The organism is Streptomyces caelestis (assembly GCF_001279005.1).
Lineage (GTDB): Bacteria > Actinomycetota > Actinomycetes > Streptomycetales > Streptomycetaceae > Streptomyces > Streptomyces heliomycini.
Genome location: NZ_LGCN01000251.1, coordinates 219,242 through 235,165, shown reverse-complemented (window position 1 = coordinate 235,165; position 15,924 = coordinate 219,242). Strand labels below are relative to the sequence as shown.

The following is a 15,924-nucleotide window of genomic DNA, read 5'->3' as shown; positions in this document are numbered from 1 at the left end:
GTGCCGCTGGAACGCGAAGAACACGACCGCCGGCGCCACCGACCGGGTGGGGGGTCCCGCACTCGCTCCCTCCCCTGGTCCATCCGCGCGGACACGCTGAGCGCGGTGGCCGAGCGCCCTGCGCCGGGGTCCCGTCAGCCGCCGTGGAGGCCGTGCGGACGCTGCGGGTGGGACGGCGGCTGCGGAGACCCGGCGTACGGGTTCCCGCCCGTGCCGGGCGCGTAGGGATTGCCGCCCGCGCCGGGGACGTACGGGTGCCGCGGGTGCGGAGCGTACGGGTTCCCCTGCGGCGGTACGTGGGGCAGTCCCGCCGGCGGTACCGGCGGGACGGGGCCCGGCACCGGCGGCGGGCCGGCCGGGTGGGCGCCCAGCCGGATGCCGTAGCGCCGCTTCAGCCGGCCCGCCTCCGCCAGGGCGATCGCCGTGACGGTCACCGGGGCGCCCAGGACGAAGACGACGCCCATGGTGAGGCCGAGCCCGTGCAGATCGCCGGTGACGAGGTCGGGGATCGCCATCAGCCAGCTGGTCACCGTGGCGAGCAGGGCCGGCAGGCAGCGGTGCACGGCGGCCGTGCCGAAGAAGTTGCCGCTCACCCGTACGGCTCCGGAGATCACGAAGACGATCATCCACATCATCGTCAGGCCGCCGCCCAGGGTCACGAGCATGCTGCCCGACCCGCTCGTCGTCTGCACCAGCAGCACCAGCGCGACCACGCAGCCGATGAACAGCAGGAGCAGCTTCAGGGAGTCGAGCAGCGGTGCCCGCAGCCGGCGCACGGTGCCGGTGCGCCGCCAGACGAAGAGCATCACGCCGACCGTCAGCGGGGTGAGGAGCAGCAGCACCGCCGAGGCGGTCAGCGCGTTCTCCAGCAGCTCCGTGACGTCGAAGCCGCCCTCCAGGACGGTGTAGACGCCGATGGAGGCGACCGCTCCGGCGATGACCCTGAAGCGCTTGAGCCGCTCGATGGACGGGTCGAGCGGCTGCGGGATCCACGCGGGGTGGAACACCGCCCTCGCGACGTGATGGGGTTTCAGGAAGGTCCGGGCCCTCAGCGTTCCGCCGGTCCACCTTCCGGACGCACGTGCCACTTCGTACTCCCCCGAGCGCTCGCCGCGATGATCGCGGGGGATTCTACGGGAAGCGGACGGCGCCCGGCCGCCCGCTTCCCCGCGCCGTGCTCACCGCCGGCCGCGCAGCTCCCGGTAGGTGGCGACGAGGGCCCGGGTGGAGGCGTCCAGGCCCGGCACGTCGGCTCCTTCGGTGAGGGCGGGCTCGACGCGCTTGGCGAGGACCTTGCCGAGTTCGACGCCCCACTGGTCGAAGGAGTCGATGTTCCAGATCGCGCCCTGCACGAACACCTTGTGCTCGTAGAGCGCGACGAGCTGGCCGAGCACGGACGGCGTCAGCTCCCGCGCGAGGATGGTGGTCGTGGGGTGGTCGCCCTTGAACGTCCTGTGCGGGACCAGTTCCTCCGGCACCCCTTCGCCGCGCACCTCGTCCGGGGTCTTGCCGAAGGCGAGGGCCTGGGTCTGGGCGAAGAAGTTGGCCATCAACAGGTCGTGCTGGGACTTGAGTTCGTCGCTCAGCTCGGCGACGGGCTCGGCGAAGCCGATGAAGTCCGCCGGGATCAGCTTCGTCCCCTGGTGGATCAACTGGTAGTAGGCGTGCTGCCCGTTGGTGCCGGGTGTGCCCCACACCACCGGCCCCGTCTGCCACTCGACCTCGCGCCCGTCCCGGCCGACGTACTTGCCGTTGGACTCCATGTCGAGCTGCTGGAGGTAGGCGGTGAACTTCGACAGGTAGTGCGAGTACGGCAGTACCGCGTGCGACTGCGCGTCGTGGAAGTTGCCGTACCAGACGCCGAGCAGACCCAGCAGCAGCGGCACGTTGGACTCGGCGGGGGCGGTGCGGAAGTGCTCGTCGACGAGGCGGAAGCCGTCGAGCATCTCCCGGAAGCGGTCCGGGCCGATGGCGATCATCAGCGACAGGCCGATCGCGGAGTCGTAGGAGTAGCGGCCGCCGACCCAGTCCCAGAACTCGAACATGTTCGCCGTGTCGATGCCGAACTCGGCGACCTTCTCGGCGTTCGTCGACAGGGCGACGAAGTGCTTGGCGACCGCCTCCTCTCCCCCGCCGAGGGCGTTCAGCAGCCAGGTCCGCGCGGAGGTGGCGTTGGTGACCGTCTCGATGGTGGTGAAGGTCTTGGACGCGATGACGAACAGCGTCTCGGCCGGGTCCAGGTCCCGGGTGGCCTCGTGCAGGTCGGCGCCGTCCACGTTCGACACGAAGCGGACGGTGAGGTCGCGGTCGGTGAAGGCGCGCAGCACCTCGTACGCCATGGCGGGGCCGAGGTCGGAGCCGCCGATGCCGACGTTGACGACGTTGCGTATGCGCTTGCCGGTGTGGCCGGTCCACTCGCCGGAGCGGACGCGGCCGGCGAAGTCGGCCATCTTGTCGAGGACGGCGTGCACGGCCGGGACGACGTTCCCCCCGTCGACCTCGATCACCGCGTCCCGCGGGGCCCTCAGCGCGGTGTGCAGGACGGCCCGGTCCTCGGTGGTGTTGATCCGCTCGCCGCGGAACATGGCGTCACGCAGTCCGGACACGTCGGTGGCGGCGGCCAACTCCCGCAGCAGCCGCAGCGTCTCGTCGGTGATCAGGTGCTTGGAGTAGTCGACGTACAGGTCACCGACCCGGAGGGTGTACCCGGTGCCGCGGCCGGGGTCGGCGGCGAACAGCTCGCGCAACCGCACCTCGCCGAGCTCCTCGCGGTGCTTGGCCAGTGCGGTCCACTCGGGCGTCTGATTGAGCCTGGTACGACCGTCTGCGTTCATCTCGGACTTCAGCCTTCTTCCTTGGGTGGCCCCGCTGTCCCCAACCTAATTGATCAGCGGTGAACAGGACGGAAGAAGAAGACCGAGGGAATCCGAAGCGGACCGGTCTAGATCTCGCCCCGCAGTTTGGCGAGCGCCTCGGCGAGGATCGCCTCGCCGTCCGCGTCGCTGCGCCGCTCCCGCACATAGGCGAGGTGCGTCTTGTAGGGCTCGGTGCGCGGCGGGTCCGGCGGGTTGTCGCGGTCCTGCCCGGCCGGGAATCCGCAGCGGGGGCAGTCCCAGGTATCGGGCACCTGCGCGTCGCTCGCGAAGCTCGGCTGTGTCTCGTGCCCGTTGGAGCACCAGAAGGAGATGCGCAACCGGGGCGCGGACTCGCCGCGCTCGGCCTCGCCCATCGGGCCCGCCCCGACCCGGCTTCCCCGGATCGCGTTGCCACTTGCCACGGTCGTAACTCCCTGCGTGATGGTGCCGCGAAGCGAGTCGGCGTTCCGCTTCGCTGCGAGCGCCTCAGTCTACGTAAGGCCCAACGCACGTCCAGTGTGGGGAGTTACCGCCCCCGTATCCAGACGCAGGCCCCATGATAGGCCGCGCTCAGCGGCGCGTACCGAACATGGGGCCTTACGTGCGGAATGCTTGGGAAATGGGTGCGTGGCGCGCCCTCGGATCAGTTGTTCATCTTCATGGTGATGCCGAGCACGACGATGCACGCGAACCAGAGCAGACCGACCACGAGGGTGATCCGGTCGAGGTTGCGCTCGGCGACCGAGGAGCCGCCGACGGAGGACTGCATGCCACCACCGAACATGTCGGAGAGGCCGCCGCCCTTCCCCTTGTGCATCAGCACCAGCAGCATCAGCAGCAGGCTGAAGACGATCAGGGCGATGGAGAACCCCAGAACCACGGCTGGACCAACTTCCTCGGATGCGGATGGACGACGCGGGGCCCAGCATGCTGCTGGACCCCGCAAGGGTACGACGGATCGTCGCTACGGCCTACTCCCGGCCCGTCGGTTCGCCTCCGGGGCGCTCCCGGCCGGTGTCGGGCCCCTGCGGCTCACTGGTCGCGGAAACGAACGATCTTGACGAACTCGTCGGCGTCCAGCGAGGCGCCGCCGACCAGGGCGCCGTCGATGTCGGCCTGCGCCATGATCTCGGCGACGTTGCCGGACTTGACCGACCCGCCGTACTGGATGCGGACCTTGTCGGCCAGCTCCTGGTCGTACAGCTCGGCGAGCTTGCCGCGGACGGCCGCGCAGACCTCCTGCGCGTCCTCGGCGCCGCAGACCTTGCCGGTGCCGATGGCCCACACCGGCTCGTAGGCGATCACGACCGTCGCGGCCTGCTCGGCCGGAAGGTCCTTCAGACCGCCCTCGACCTGGGCGAGGGTGTGGACGACGTGGTTGCCCGCCTCGCGGACCTCCAGCTCCTCGCCGACGCAGAGGATGGGGGTGATGCCGTGCTTGTAGGCGGCCTTCACCTTGGCGTTCACGATCTCGTCGGTCTCGGCGTGGTACTGGCGCCGCTCCGAGTGCCCGACGGCGACGTAGGCGCACTTCAGCTTGGCCAGCATCGGACCGGAGATCTCTCCGGTGTAGGCGCCGCCGTCGTGCGCGGAGATGTCCTGGGCGCCGTACTTGATCTTCAGCTTGTCGCCGTCGACCAGGGTCTGCACGGAGCGCAGGTCGGTGAAGGGCGGCAGGACGGCGACCTCGACGGCCTCGTAGTCCTTGTCGGCGAGGGCGAAGGCGAGCTTCTGGACGTGGGCGATGGCCTCGAGGTGGTTGAGGTTCATCTTCCAGTTGCCCGCCATCAGCGGCGTGCGGGTGGTCATTGAGGTCAGTCCTCCAGTGCGGCGAGGCCGGGGAGCGTCTTGCCCTCGAGGTATTCGAGGGAGGCGCCGCCGCCGGTCGAGATGTGGCCGAATGCCTGCTCGTCGAAGCCCAGGATGCGGACGGCCGCGGCGGAGTCGCCGCCGCCGACCACGGTGAAGCCCGGGGAGTCGATGAGGGCCTGGGCGACCGCCTTGGTGCCCTCGGCGTAATCGGGGTGCTCGAAGACGCCCATGGGGCCGTTCCAGAAGACGGTGGCGGCGTCGGCGAGCTTCGAGGCGTACAGCTTGCGGGTCTGCGGACCGATGTCCAGACCCATGTGGCCGGCCGGGACGGCGTCCGCGGCGACGTTGGCGGGGTGGGACGGCGCCTTGGTCTTCATGTCGGGGAACTCCGCGGCGACCAGCGTGTCGACCGGCAGCACCAGCTCGACGCCGTTCTTCTCGGCGCGCTCCAGGTACTCCCGGACGGCCGGGATCTGGTCCTCCTGCAGGAGGGACGTGCCGACCTCGTGGCCCTGGGCCTTGAGGAAGGTGTACGCCATGCCGCCGCCGATGAGGATGCGGTCGGCCTTGCCGAGCAGCTCGTCGATGACGGCGAGCTTGTCGGAGACCTTGGCGCCGCCGAGGGCGACGACGTAGGGCCGCTGGACCTCGTCGGTGAGCTTCTTCAGGACGCCGACCTCGGTGGCGATGAGGTGACCGGCGTAGTGCGGCAGCCGCGCCGGGAGGTCGAAGACCGAGGCGTGCTTGCGGTGCACCGCGCCGAAGCCGTCGCCCACGTACACGTCGGCGAGGGCGGCGAGCCGGTCGGCGAACTCGCCGCGCTCGGCGTCGTCCTTGCTGGTCTCGCCGGCGTTGAAGCGCAGGTTCTCGATGACCGCGACCTGTCCGTCGGCCAGGCCGGCGACGGTGGCGCCGGCGGACTCGCCGACGGTGTCGGTCGCGAACGCGACGTCGGCGCCGAGGAGTTCACCGAGGCGCGTGGCGGCCGGGGCGAGCGAGAAGGCGGGGTCCGGGGCGCCCTTGGGGCGGCCCAGGTGAGAGGCGACGACCACGCGGGCGCCCGCCTCGGCGAGGGCCTCGACGGTGGGCAGCACGGCGCGGATGCGGCCGTCGTCGGTGATGGTGGTGCCGTCCAGCGGCACGTTGAGGTCGGCGCGGACGAAGACCCGCTTGCCCGCGACGCCTTCGGAGAGGAGTTCGTCGATCGTCTTCATGGGGACTCCCTGGCTAGAGCAACGTGTTCAGCGACGTGATCGCTCGTGATCGCTCGTGATCGAAAGAGGGCGGCTGTTCCGATACGTGCGTCAGGGCTCGGCCGGCGCGTCACCGCACCGGCCGAGCCCTGCACTCATATCAGGCTGCCCGCTCCGCGATCAGAGCTGGTTGCCCACGAAGACCGTCAGGTCGACGAGGCGGTTGCTGTAGCCCCACTCGTTGTCGTACCAGCCGATGACCTTCACGCTCTTGCCGTCCTGGACCATGGTCAGGGACGAGTCGAAGGTGCAGGACGCCGGGGCGTTGACGATGTCGGAGGAGACGATCGCGTCCTCGGTGTACTCGAGGTAGCCCTTGAGCTCGCCCTCGGCGGCCTTCTGGAAGGCGGCGTTGACCTCTTCCTTGGTGACCTCGCGGGAGAGCTCCACGACCAGGTCGGTGACCGAGCCGGTGGGCACCGGGACGCGCATGGCCATGCCGTCCAGCTTGCCCTTGAGCTGCGGGAGCACCAGGGCGGTGGCCTTGGCGGCACCGGTGGTGGTCGGGATGATGTTCTCGGCGGCGGCACGCGCGCGGCGCAGGTCCTTGTGCGGGAAGTCCAGGATGCGCTGGTCGTTCGTGTACGCGTGCACCGTGGTCATCAGACCCTTGACGATGCCGAAGTTCTCGTCGAGGACCTTCGCCATCGGCGCCACGCAGTTGGTGGTGCAGGAGGCGTTGGAGATGACGTGGTGGTTGGCCGCGTCGTACTGCTCGTGGTTGACGCCCATGACGAGGGTGATGTCCTCGTTCTTCGCCGGGGCGGAGATGATGACCTTCTTGGCGCCGCCGGCGATGTGCTTCTCGGCGTCTTCCTTCTTGGTGAAGATGCCGGTCGACTCGATGACGATGTCGACGCCCAGCTCGCCCCACGGGATGTCGGCGGGGTTGCGCTCGGAGAGCACCTTGATCGTCCTGCCGTCGACGGTGATCGTGTCGGCGGTGTGCGAGACCTCCTGCTTGAGGCGGCCCAGGATCGTGTCGTACTTCAGCAGGTGGGCGGTGGTCGCGGTGTCACCCAGGTCGTTGACAGCCACGATCTCGATGTCCGCGCCCTGCTCCAGCAGCGCGCGGAAGTAGTTGCGACCGATGCGGCCAAAGCCGTTGATGCCTACGCGGATCGTCACGAACCGATCTCCTCGTTGGTACGCCGGCCCGATGTGCCGGCGAGCTGTATTTGGGATGTCCCCGACCACTGTCGACCCTACCTCTCCGGGGCCCCGGTCGTGACATCGAGTAGCCCATACCCGGCGAGGCGGCCCGTACCCGTCAGTAGGGTACGGACCGCCCGGGCCGGCGGTCCGTCGTCACCCGATCTCGTCACGGACCGTCAGCGCGCCTTGACGCGAGGTGTCACCCGTCCAGGGCGGCCAGCGCCTTCCTCAGCAGTGCGGTCCGCTCGGCCGCGGAGGTGAGGTGCTCCAGGCCGAAGCCCAGCAGCACGGTGTCGCCGGTGGTGACCGCCGCGTAGGTCCGGAACAGCTCTCCGGTGCGCGTCCAGTCCTTCAGGACGGCCGGGCTGCCCGCGGGCGGTCCGGAGACCGTCCAGGCGCCGAGCGAGCTCTCGAAGCCCTCGGTGTCGGCCGCGGTCGCCCCGGTCACCAGCGAGGTCTCGTCGGCGAGGACGCCGTGGCCGCCGCTGCCCGGGTCGGTGACGTAGGCGAGGGAGACCTCGACCGTCTTCCCGGCGTAGGCGCTCAGGTCGAACTCCACCCGCTGCCAGCCGCCGGAGGACCCGGTCAGGCTGTTCCAGGCGCCGGTGGTGCCGGTCGCGGCGCAGCCGTCGTCGCCCAGGGTCAGGTAGTGCTCCAGCCAGGGGTGCTCGCCGATGTAGAACCCGGCCGCGCACTCGGCCGGCACGGTGGTGCGGCTCGCGCCGCCCGCCTCGGGCAGGGTCGTCCAGTCGTCGGCGCCGGTGGTGTGCGCCTCGACGACGACGTGGTCGTAGCCCGGCTCGGTGTCCCACAGCAACTGGGTGCGCAGGGCGGGCTCGTCGGCCGCGGTGGTGCCGGTGAGATCGATGGTGCGGGTGAGGCGCTTGTAGCCGTCGTCGGTGTGCACGGCGGCGGCCATGGAGGAGCCGGCGTAGGGCCCGTACGGGTTGACCGTGCCGGGGAACTGCCCGGCGCCGGCGCTCGCGAACCGCGGGTACCGCTCGGCGGGCAGTTCGTCGGAGGTGACGCCGTAGGTGCCGGCCCCGTCCAGCGGGTTGCCGGGCGTGTCGCCGAGCGGGCCGGTGAAGCCGCCCAGGCTTCCGGAGCCGGTGAACGCCGTGGCCCCGGAGGTGGAGGTGCGGGAGTAGGCGCCCAGGTAGTACTGGCCGAAGTCGTCGGACAGGGCGCCGCCGCCGAGGTCGACGCTGCCGCCGGCCTGTTCGCCCGCCTCGACCAGCCGGCCGCCCTCGTTGAGGAAGGCCCGCAGCTGGAGCTGGGTGGCGATGCCCGGGGCGCCGGCGCCGGTGTGGTGGACGACCGTGTCGAAGTGGCTCAGCACGCCGAGCGCGTCCGGGGCCCCCCGCTCGGCGACGTCCCAGACCGCCGCGCGGCGGCCGTCGGCCTTCAGCGCGTCGACGTACTTCTGCGTCTGCGCGGCCTTCGCGCCCTCCTCGGAGACGACCAGGACGTCCGCGCGGGGGCGTTCGGCCACGGTGTAGGTGAAGTGCTCGCTGGAGACCCTCCCGCCGCGGCGGGCCTCGCCGGTGAACCAGACCTCGACCTTGTCGCCGGGCTCGCCGTGCCTCACCTTCGCCCGGTACTCGTCGAAGTGGAGGTTGTCCTCACCGCCGTAGCGCTCGCCGCCCTTCCAGGGCCTGAGGTCCACGTCGTGCGTACGGCCGCCGTTGACGCGGTACTTCAGCTCCTTGTCGCGCACGGCCTTGCGGACGACGACGGAGACCTCCTGGTCGGCGCCGCGCGCGTACGACGTGCCGAAGGCCGACGGGGTGAAGTCCGCGGCCTCCAGGCCGACGGACGAGGACGGCCGGTCGGGGTGGGAGGCGGTCTCGGCGACGGAGAGCGCGAACGGGACGTTCTTCGCGAACTCCTGCTGGATCAGCTTCTCGTCGTCGGGGAAGTTGAAGCCCGAGCGGCAGTCGCTCGCGTTCCACTCGTCGTCGGGGTCGGCCTCGGAGACGGTCTGGCAGGTCGACATCTCCGGGGTGAACATCGCCATGCCGTTGACGTTGGCCGCGTGGCCGTCGGCCTCGCCGTTGGTGGTGTACAGCTCGGAGGAGAGCTGCGGGTGGTAGCCGGGGATCGCCGAGTTGCCGGGCGTGCCGGCGAGGGCCTCGTAGAGGACGTCGTCGGGGGTCGGCGTGGCCACCTGCCAGCCGACTCCGTAGAGGAGGAGTTCGGCCGCGGAGTGGTAGTTGATGCCGTAGGTGAAGCCGATGCGCTTCTGGAAGGCGTCGATGGCCCTGGTCTCGGGCTCGGAGCCCGGGGCGGCGCCGCGGTAGGTCTGGCTGGTGGGGTTGGGCGACGAGCCCTCGTCGTCGTAGCCCCACTTGTAGGGGAAGTTGCGGTTGAGGTCGACGCCGTCGCCGGTGCCGATGGCGCCGTCGCCGTTGACGTCCCGCAGGTTCTTGCGCCAGAGGCGGTTGGCGTCGTCGGCGAAGGTGTGGTCGTAGCCGTCGGGGTTGGCGGAGAGGACGAACCACAGTTCCGTGGTGTCGACGATCTTCTTGATCCGCTTGTCCGTCCGGTACGCGTCCAGGTAGTGGTGCATCAGCCGCCGGGTCATCTCCGGCGTGATCCACTCGCGCGCGTGCTGGTTGGACATGTAGAGGACGGCCGGTTTGGCGCCGTCCTTCGTCTTCCCGGCCTTCTTGGTGAGCTTCAGGGCAAGGATGTCCTGGCCCCTGACCGTCCTGCCGATGGAGACGACCTTGGTGAGGTCGGGGTTCTCCCGCGCGGTGCGCAGGATCTCCTCCCGCAGACCGCCCGCTCCGCTGTACGGGCGGAACACGCCTTCGGCGGCGTCCTGGACGCGGGTCTCCGCCCGGGCGGAGAGCGCGTGCTCGGTGAGCTCGACGCCCTGTTCTTCCAGCTTCTCGGCCTGTCCGTCGGTGAGGTAGACCTCCACGGTGGCCGTGCCCCGGTCGGGCACCCGCTCACCGAGTTCGTGGCCGTCCTGCCCCGCCGCGAGGAGCAGGGACACCTGCGCCTTGGTGACGTCGGCGCGGAAGACCTTGACCTCGTCGGTGTCCGAGGCCGCGGGGCCCGCGGGTCGTGCCTGGGCGATGGGCGCGAAGCCCGCTCCGCCGAGCAGGAGCGTGCCGACAGCGAGGATCGATCTCGCTCTGTGTCTCATGTGCCCCCCTGGGAGTGGTCCGCCACGGCGGCGAACAGATGCCAGGCTCATGACACAACATGATCGAGTCAAGGGCGCCGTCGCGACACGGAAAACCGGCGCCGGTCACCCGAGTGGGCGTCGACGCCGGCTTCCTGACGGCCTGTCAGACCATCAGCTTGTCGTCCAGCTCCTCGCCGATGTTGGCCTCCGTGCCCGGGATGCCCAGGTCGGCGGCGCGCTTGTCGGCCATCGCCAGCAGCCGGCGGATCCGGCCGGCCACGGCGTCCTTGGTGAGCGGCGGGTCGGCGAGCGCCCCCAGCTCCTCCAGGGAGGCCTGCTTGTGCTCCATCCGCAGCCGGCCGGCCGCGGCGAGGTGCTCGGGGACGTCGTCGGCGAGGATCTCCAGGGCGCGCTGGACGCGGGCGCCGGCGGCGACGGCCGCGCGGGCGGAGCGGCGGAGGTTGGCGTCGTCGAAGTTGGCCAGCCGGTTCGCCGTGGCGCGCACCTCGCGGCGCATCCGGCGCTCCTCCCAGGCCAGCACCGACTCGTGCGCGCCGAGCCGGGTGAGCAGCGCGCCGATCGCGTCGCCGTCGCGGACCACGACCCGGTCCACGCCGCGCACCTCGCGCGCCTTGGCGGCGATCGACAGCCGACGGGCGGCGCCGACCAGGGCGAGCGCGGCCTCGGGGCCGGGGCAGGTCACCTCCAGGGAGGAGGAGCGGCCGGGCTCGGTGAGGGAGCCGTGGGCCAGGAAGGCGCCGCGCCAGGCCGCCTCGGCGTCACAGGTGGCCCCGGAGACCACCTGCGGCGGCAGGCCCCGGATCGGACGGCCGCGGCCGTCCACCAGACCCGTCTGGCGGGCCAGCTGGTCGCCGCCCGCGACCACCCGGACGACGTAGCGCGAGCCGCGCCGCAGCCCGCCCGGCGCCATCACGATCAGTTCGGAGCTGTGGCCGAAGATCTCCAGGATGTCCCGCTTGAGGCGGCGGGCCGCCATCGCGGTGTCCAGCTCCGCCTCGATCACGATGCGCCCGCTCACCAGGTGGAGGCCGCCGGCGAACCGCAGAATGGCGGAGACCTCCGCCTTCCTGCAGCAGGTCCGGGTGACGGGGAGCCGGGAGATCTCGTCCTTCACCGCTGCCGTCATCGCCATGGGCCGATCCTTCCATGCATCCGAAAAATACGGTCGTACGCGGCGGCCAACAGCTCCGGGTCGTGCCGGGGGCTTCCGTCGGGCCTGGCCACCGGGGCCAGCTCGACCGTGGCGCCGAACCGCTCGGCGGCGGCGGTCAGCGCATCACGGTCGGGCACGGCGGCCTCGTCGGCCAGCACCACGTCCAGGGCGAGTTTAGGGGCGTGTCGTCCCAAAACCTCCATATGACGCTGCGGGGAGAAGCCCTCGGTTTCTCCTGGCTGCGGGGCGAGGTTAAGGGAGAGTACCCGGCGCGCCTTGGTCTCGATGAGGGCGTCCAGCAGTTCCGGCACGAGCAGGTGCGGGATGACCGAGGAGAACCAGGAGCCGGGGCCGAGCACCACCCAGTCGGCGTCGAGGACCGCCGCGACCGCCTCGGGGACGGCGGGCGGGTCGTTCGGCACGAGGTGCACGGACTGCACCTCGCCCGGGGTGAGGGCGACGGTGGCCTGGCCGCGGACGGTGCCGGTCTCGCCGGGCCGCTCGGGGTCGTGCCCCTTGACCAGGGCCTGGAGCTCCAGCGGCACGGCGGACATGGGCAGCACGCGCCCGTGCGCGCCGAGCAGCCGGCCCACCAGGTCCAGCGCCTGGACGTGGTCGCCGAGCTGTTCCCACAGGGCGACGATCAGCAGATTGCCGACCGCGTGCTCGTGCAGATCGCCCTGGGACTGGAAGCGGTGCTGGATGACGCGGGCCCAGGTCTGGCCCCAGTCGTCGTCGCCGCACAGCGCGGCCAGGGCCTTGCGCAGGTCACCGGGCGGCAGCACGCCCAGCTCGTCGCGCAGGCGCCCGCTGGAGCCGCCGTCGTCCGCCACGGTGACGACGGCGGTGAGGTCGCCGGTGATCCGGCGCAGCGCGGCGAGCGAGGCGGACAGGCCCATGCCGCCGCCGAGGGCGACGACCTTGGGCTGGGCGCCCCGGCGGCGCGGCCTCGCGCCACGGGTCTCGGCCGGCCGGCTCACGCGCCCCTCGGGGACCGCTCTGCGCAGCCGGCTCAGCCGCGGAGTACGTGGTGTCATTCCCGTCCCATGTCCCGGTGGACCACCACCGTCTCCACACCCTCGGCGGCGAGCCGGGCGGCGAGCTTCTCCGACATGGCGACCGACCGGTGCTTGCCCCCGGTGCAGCCGACGGCGATGGTCACGTAACGCTTGCCCTCACGACGGTAGCCCGCGGCGACCAGCCGCAGCATCTCCGCGTACTGGTCGAGGAACTCCTTGGCGCCGGGCTGGCTGAGGACGTACGACGCCACCTCCTCGTTGAGGCCGGTGTACGGGCGCAGCTCGGGGACCCAGTGCGGGTTGGGCAGGAACCGCATGTCCACGACCAGGTCGGCGTCGACCGGGAGGCCGTACTTGAAGCCGAAGGACATGACGGTGGCCCGCAGCTCGGGCTCCTCCTCGCCGGCGAACTGGGCGTCCATCTTGGCGCGCAGCTCGTGCACGTTGAGGCTGGAGGTGTCGATCACCAGGTCGGCGTCGCCGCGCAGCTCGCGCAGCAGCTCCCGTTCGGCGGCGATGCCGTCGACGATCCGGCCGTCGCCCTGCAGGGGGTGCGGGCGGCGCACCGACTCGAAGCGGCGCACCAGGGCGTCGTCGGAGGACTCCAGGAAGACGGTCCGCCGGGTGACGCCCCGCGCGTCGAGGTCGGCGAGGGACTCGCGGAGGTTGTCGAAGAAGCGCCGGCCGCGGACGTCGACGACGACCGCGATCCGCGCCACGTTGCCCTGGGAACGCGCGCCGAGCTCCACCATGGTGGGGATCAGCGCGGGCGGCAGGTTGTCCACGACGAACCAGCCGAGGTCCTCCAGACACTTCGCGGCCGTCGAACGGCCGGCCCCGGACATGCCGGAGATGATCACCAGCTCGGGGATGGCCGCCTCCGGCACCCCGGCCTTTTCCTTGCCCGTACTCACCTGTGCTCCGTCGTCCTGGCGGGCGGCGGTCCGGCCGGCCCCGCTCCCGCCCGTCTCCTGCTGGGTCCGGTCCCGCTCCGGCGCGGGTCCCGTCTCGTGCTCGGTCATCGATCCTGCCCCCGTCGTTCGTCCGGGGCGCCCGTGGAGACGGGCTCCCCGGGAGAACCCGTCGTCTGCCCGGGTTCTTCCGTGTCATCCATGATCTCGCCCGTCGCCGTGTTGACGGCGGGGGCGGCGGGTGCCGCCCGGTCGAGGGCCGCGACGATCGTCTCGGCCGTCTTGCGGCCTATGCCCGGAACCTCGCAGATCTGGTCGATTGTCGCCGATCGCAGCCTCTTCACCGAACCGAAGTGCTTGATCAGCGCCTGCTTGCGGGTCTCGCCGAGGCCGGGCACCTCGTCCAGCGGGCCGGCCCGGAAGCGCTTGGCGCGCTTGGCGCGCTGGTAGGTGATCGCGAACCGGTGGGCCTCGTCGCGGACCCGCTGGAGCAGGTAGAGGCCCTCGCTGGTGCGCGGCAGCACCACCGGGTCGGTCTCGCCCGGCAGCCAGACCTCCTCTAGCCGCTTGGCGAGGCCGCACACCGCGATGTCGTCGATGCCCAGCTCGTCCAGCGCCCGCTGGGCCGCCGCGACCTGGGGCGCGCCGCCGTCGACGACGACCAGCTGCGGCGGGTAGGCGAAGCGCCTGGGGCGGCCCTCGTCCTCCGTGAGGGTGGTCACGGGCGGCTCGGCGAGGCCCGCGGAGGAGTCCTCCGCGCCGGGCTCCCCGCCGTCGGCCCACTCCCCCGTCCGCTCCTTCTCCGCGAGGTAGCGCCGGAAGCGGCGGGTGATCACCTCGTGCATGGAGCGGACGTCGTCCTGTCCCGCGAAGCCCTTGATCTGGAAGCGGCGGTACTCGCTCCTGCGGGCCAGACCGTCCTCGAAGACGACCATGGAGGCCACCACGTCGTCGCCCTGGAGGTGCGAGATGTCGTAGCACTCGATCCTCAGCGGGGCACTGTCCAGCTCCAGGGCGTCGGTGATCTCCTCCAGCGCGCGCGAGCGCGTGGTCAGGTCGGAGGCGCGCTTGGTCTTGTGCAGCACGAGCGCCTGCTGGGCGTTGCGCTCCACGGTCTCCATCAGGGCCCTCTTGTCCCCGCGCTGCGGGATCCGCAGGGAGACGCCGGAGCCGCGCCGCCCGGTCAGCCACTGCTGGACCGGCTCCACCGGGTCGGGCAGGGCGGGGACCAGGACCTCCCGGGGGACCGCGTCGCCGGTCTCCTCGCCGTAGAGCTGCTGCAGCGCGTGCTCGACGAGGGCGCCGGTGGTGATCTCCTCGACCTTGTCGGTGACCCAGCCGCGCTGGCCGCGCACGCGTCCGCCGCGCACGTGGAAGATCTGGACGGCCGCCTCCAGTTCGTCCTCGGCGACCGCGATCAGGTCGGCGTCGGTGGCGTCGGCGAGCACGACCGCGCTCTTCTCCATGGCCTTCTTCAGGGCCGCGATGTCGTCGCGCAGCCGGGCGGCCCGCTCGTACTCCATCTCCTCGGCCGCCTGTGCCATCCGCCGCTCCAGGCGACGCAGGTAGGCGCCCGTGCGGCCGGTCATGAAGTCGGAGAACTCCTCGGCCAGTCCGCGGTGGTCCTCGGCGGAGATGCGGTCCACGCACGGCGCCGAGCACTTGTCGATGTAGCCGAGCAGACAGGGGCGGCCGGTGCGGGCGGCGTTCTTGAAGACCCCGGCCGAGCAGGTGCGCACCGGGAAGACCCGCAGCAGCAGGTCCACGGTGTCCCGGATCGCCCACGCGTGCGTGTACGGGCCGAAGTACCGGACGCCCTTCTTCTTGTGACCGCGCATCACCTGCACGCGCGGGAACTCCTCGTTCATCGTCACCGCGAGGTACGGGTAGCTCTTGTCGTCGCGGTACTTGACGTTGAACCGGGGGTCGTACTCCTTGATCCAGGAGTACTCCAGCTGGAGCGCCTCGACCTCCGTGGACACCACCGTCCACTCCACGGACGCGGCCGTGGTGACCATGGAGCGGGTGCGCGGGTGCAGCCCGGCCAGGTCCTGGAAGTAGTTCGCCAGGCGCTGGCGCAGGCTCTTCGCCTTTCCGACGTAGATCACCCTGCGGTGTTCGTCGCGGAAACGGTAGACCCCCGGCGAGTCGGGGATCTCACCCGGTTTGGGGCGGTAGCTGGAGGGGTCGGCCATGTCTCACACCCTACTGGCGGGGACCGACACCGCGACGGGCCTGTGGACGCGGGGGCCGGGAGGGGCCCGGATGGGTTACGGGGTGCGGGAAACGGGAAGGTGGGGGGTCCGTCCCTCGGGTGATCGGCGGACGGTCACGAGTCGGAGGGCTGGTCGGATGCGACAGACGCGGATCGAGAAACCACGACGGCCGGCCCGGACCCGCCGGTACGCGGACGAGACGTCCGGTCCCGCCGGCTCCCTCGACCCGCGCGATCCCGACATCGTGCGCGCGAAGCGCCTGCGGTCGCGGTGGGAGGGCCGGGACGGGGGCGGCGCGTCGTAGGGCCGGCGCCCCTCTTTCGGCCCTCCCGGCCGGGCGGCGCCGGGCGGACCGTGCGGACGGTCACCGGGTCGTGGGCACGGACCACTGGA

The 15,924-nt window shown here is 71.4% G+C and carries 13 protein-coding genes; 1 reads left to right on the top strand and 12 read right to left on the bottom strand.

Annotated features, from left to right (window positions below; genetic code table 11):
- Window positions 1-134: 134 nt before the first annotated feature.
- The 12 genes from ADK41_RS35085 to uvrC all read right to left on the bottom strand — a co-directional run bounded on the left by ADK41_RS35085 (window position 135) and on the right by uvrC (window position 15,510).
- Window positions 135-1,088, bottom strand: a complete 954-nt coding sequence (locus ADK41_RS35085) for a proline-rich domain-containing protein (protein ID WP_030820907.1) — start codon at window positions 1,086-1,088, stop codon at window positions 135-137.
- Window positions 1,089-1,178: 90 nt separating this feature from the next.
- A complete protein-coding gene (gene pgi / locus ADK41_RS35080) occupies window positions 1,179-2,834 on the bottom strand; it encodes a glucose-6-phosphate isomerase (protein WP_030820904.1) in 1,656 nt (551 codons plus the stop codon).
- A 107-nt stretch (window positions 2,835-2,941) separates the two neighbouring features.
- Window positions 2,942-3,277, bottom strand: coding sequence for an RNA polymerase-binding protein RbpA (locus tag ADK41_RS35075; protein WP_003957010.1), 336 nt, complete (start codon window positions 3,275-3,277; stop codon window positions 2,942-2,944).
- Window positions 3,278-3,498: 221 nt separating this feature from the next.
- Window positions 3,499-3,729, bottom strand: a complete 231-nt coding sequence (gene secG, locus ADK41_RS35070) for a preprotein translocase subunit SecG (protein WP_030224637.1) — start codon at window positions 3,727-3,729, stop codon at window positions 3,499-3,501.
- A gap of 158 nt (window positions 3,730-3,887) precedes the next feature.
- Window positions 3,888-4,664: a triose-phosphate isomerase gene (tpiA, locus tag ADK41_RS35065; protein ID WP_030820901.1), complete on the bottom strand. Its 777-nt coding sequence runs from the start codon at window positions 4,662-4,664 to the stop codon at window positions 3,888-3,890.
- A 5-nt stretch (window positions 4,665-4,669) separates the two neighbouring features.
- Window positions 4,670-5,881, bottom strand: a complete 1,212-nt coding sequence (locus ADK41_RS35060) for a phosphoglycerate kinase (protein WP_030820899.1) — start codon at window positions 5,879-5,881, stop codon at window positions 4,670-4,672.
- A 159-nt stretch (window positions 5,882-6,040) separates the two neighbouring features.
- Entirely contained in the window at window positions 6,041-7,048 is a 1,008-nt protein-coding gene (gene gap / locus ADK41_RS35055; RefSeq protein ID WP_030820897.1) for a type I glyceraldehyde-3-phosphate dehydrogenase, read from the bottom strand.
- Window positions 7,049-7,274: 226 nt separating this feature from the next.
- Window positions 7,275-10,229 carry a M14 family metallopeptidase gene (locus ADK41_RS35050; RefSeq protein WP_030820895.1) on the bottom strand — a complete coding sequence of 985 codons (2,955 nt, stop codon included), beginning with the start codon at window positions 10,227-10,229 and terminating at the stop codon, window positions 7,275-7,277.
- Window positions 10,230-10,374: 145 nt separating this feature from the next.
- Complete coding sequence (gene whiA / locus ADK41_RS35045) at window positions 10,375-11,364, bottom strand: DNA-binding protein WhiA (RefSeq protein ID WP_030820893.1); 990 nt, start codon at window positions 11,362-11,364, stop codon at window positions 10,375-10,377.
- Complete coding sequence (locus ADK41_RS35040; RefSeq protein ID WP_030820891.1) at window positions 11,355-12,422, bottom strand: gluconeogenesis factor YvcK family protein; 1,068 nt, start codon at window positions 12,420-12,422, stop codon at window positions 11,355-11,357. Before ADK41_RS35040 ends, whiA begins: the two co-directional genes overlap by 10 nt.
- Window positions 12,419-13,426: an RNase adapter RapZ gene (gene rapZ / locus ADK41_RS35035; protein ID WP_030820889.1), complete on the bottom strand. Its 1,008-nt coding sequence runs from the start codon at window positions 13,424-13,426 to the stop codon at window positions 12,419-12,421. The genes ADK41_RS35040 and rapZ overlap by 4 nt, the downstream gene beginning before the upstream one ends.
- Window positions 13,423-15,510 (bottom strand): excinuclease ABC subunit UvrC, encoded by a 2,088-nt coding sequence (gene uvrC / locus ADK41_RS35030; RefSeq protein WP_030820884.1) that lies wholly within the window; start codon window positions 15,508-15,510, stop codon window positions 13,423-13,425. The genes rapZ and uvrC overlap by 4 nt, the downstream gene beginning before the upstream one ends.
- 157 nt (window positions 15,511-15,667) lie before the next feature.
- Between uvrC and ADK41_RS42345 the strand changes: the two genes are divergently transcribed.
- Entirely contained in the window at window positions 15,668-15,835 is a 168-nt protein-coding gene (locus ADK41_RS42345; protein ID WP_167353505.1) for a hypothetical protein, read from the top strand.
- Window positions 15,836-15,924: the final 89 nt, after the last annotated feature.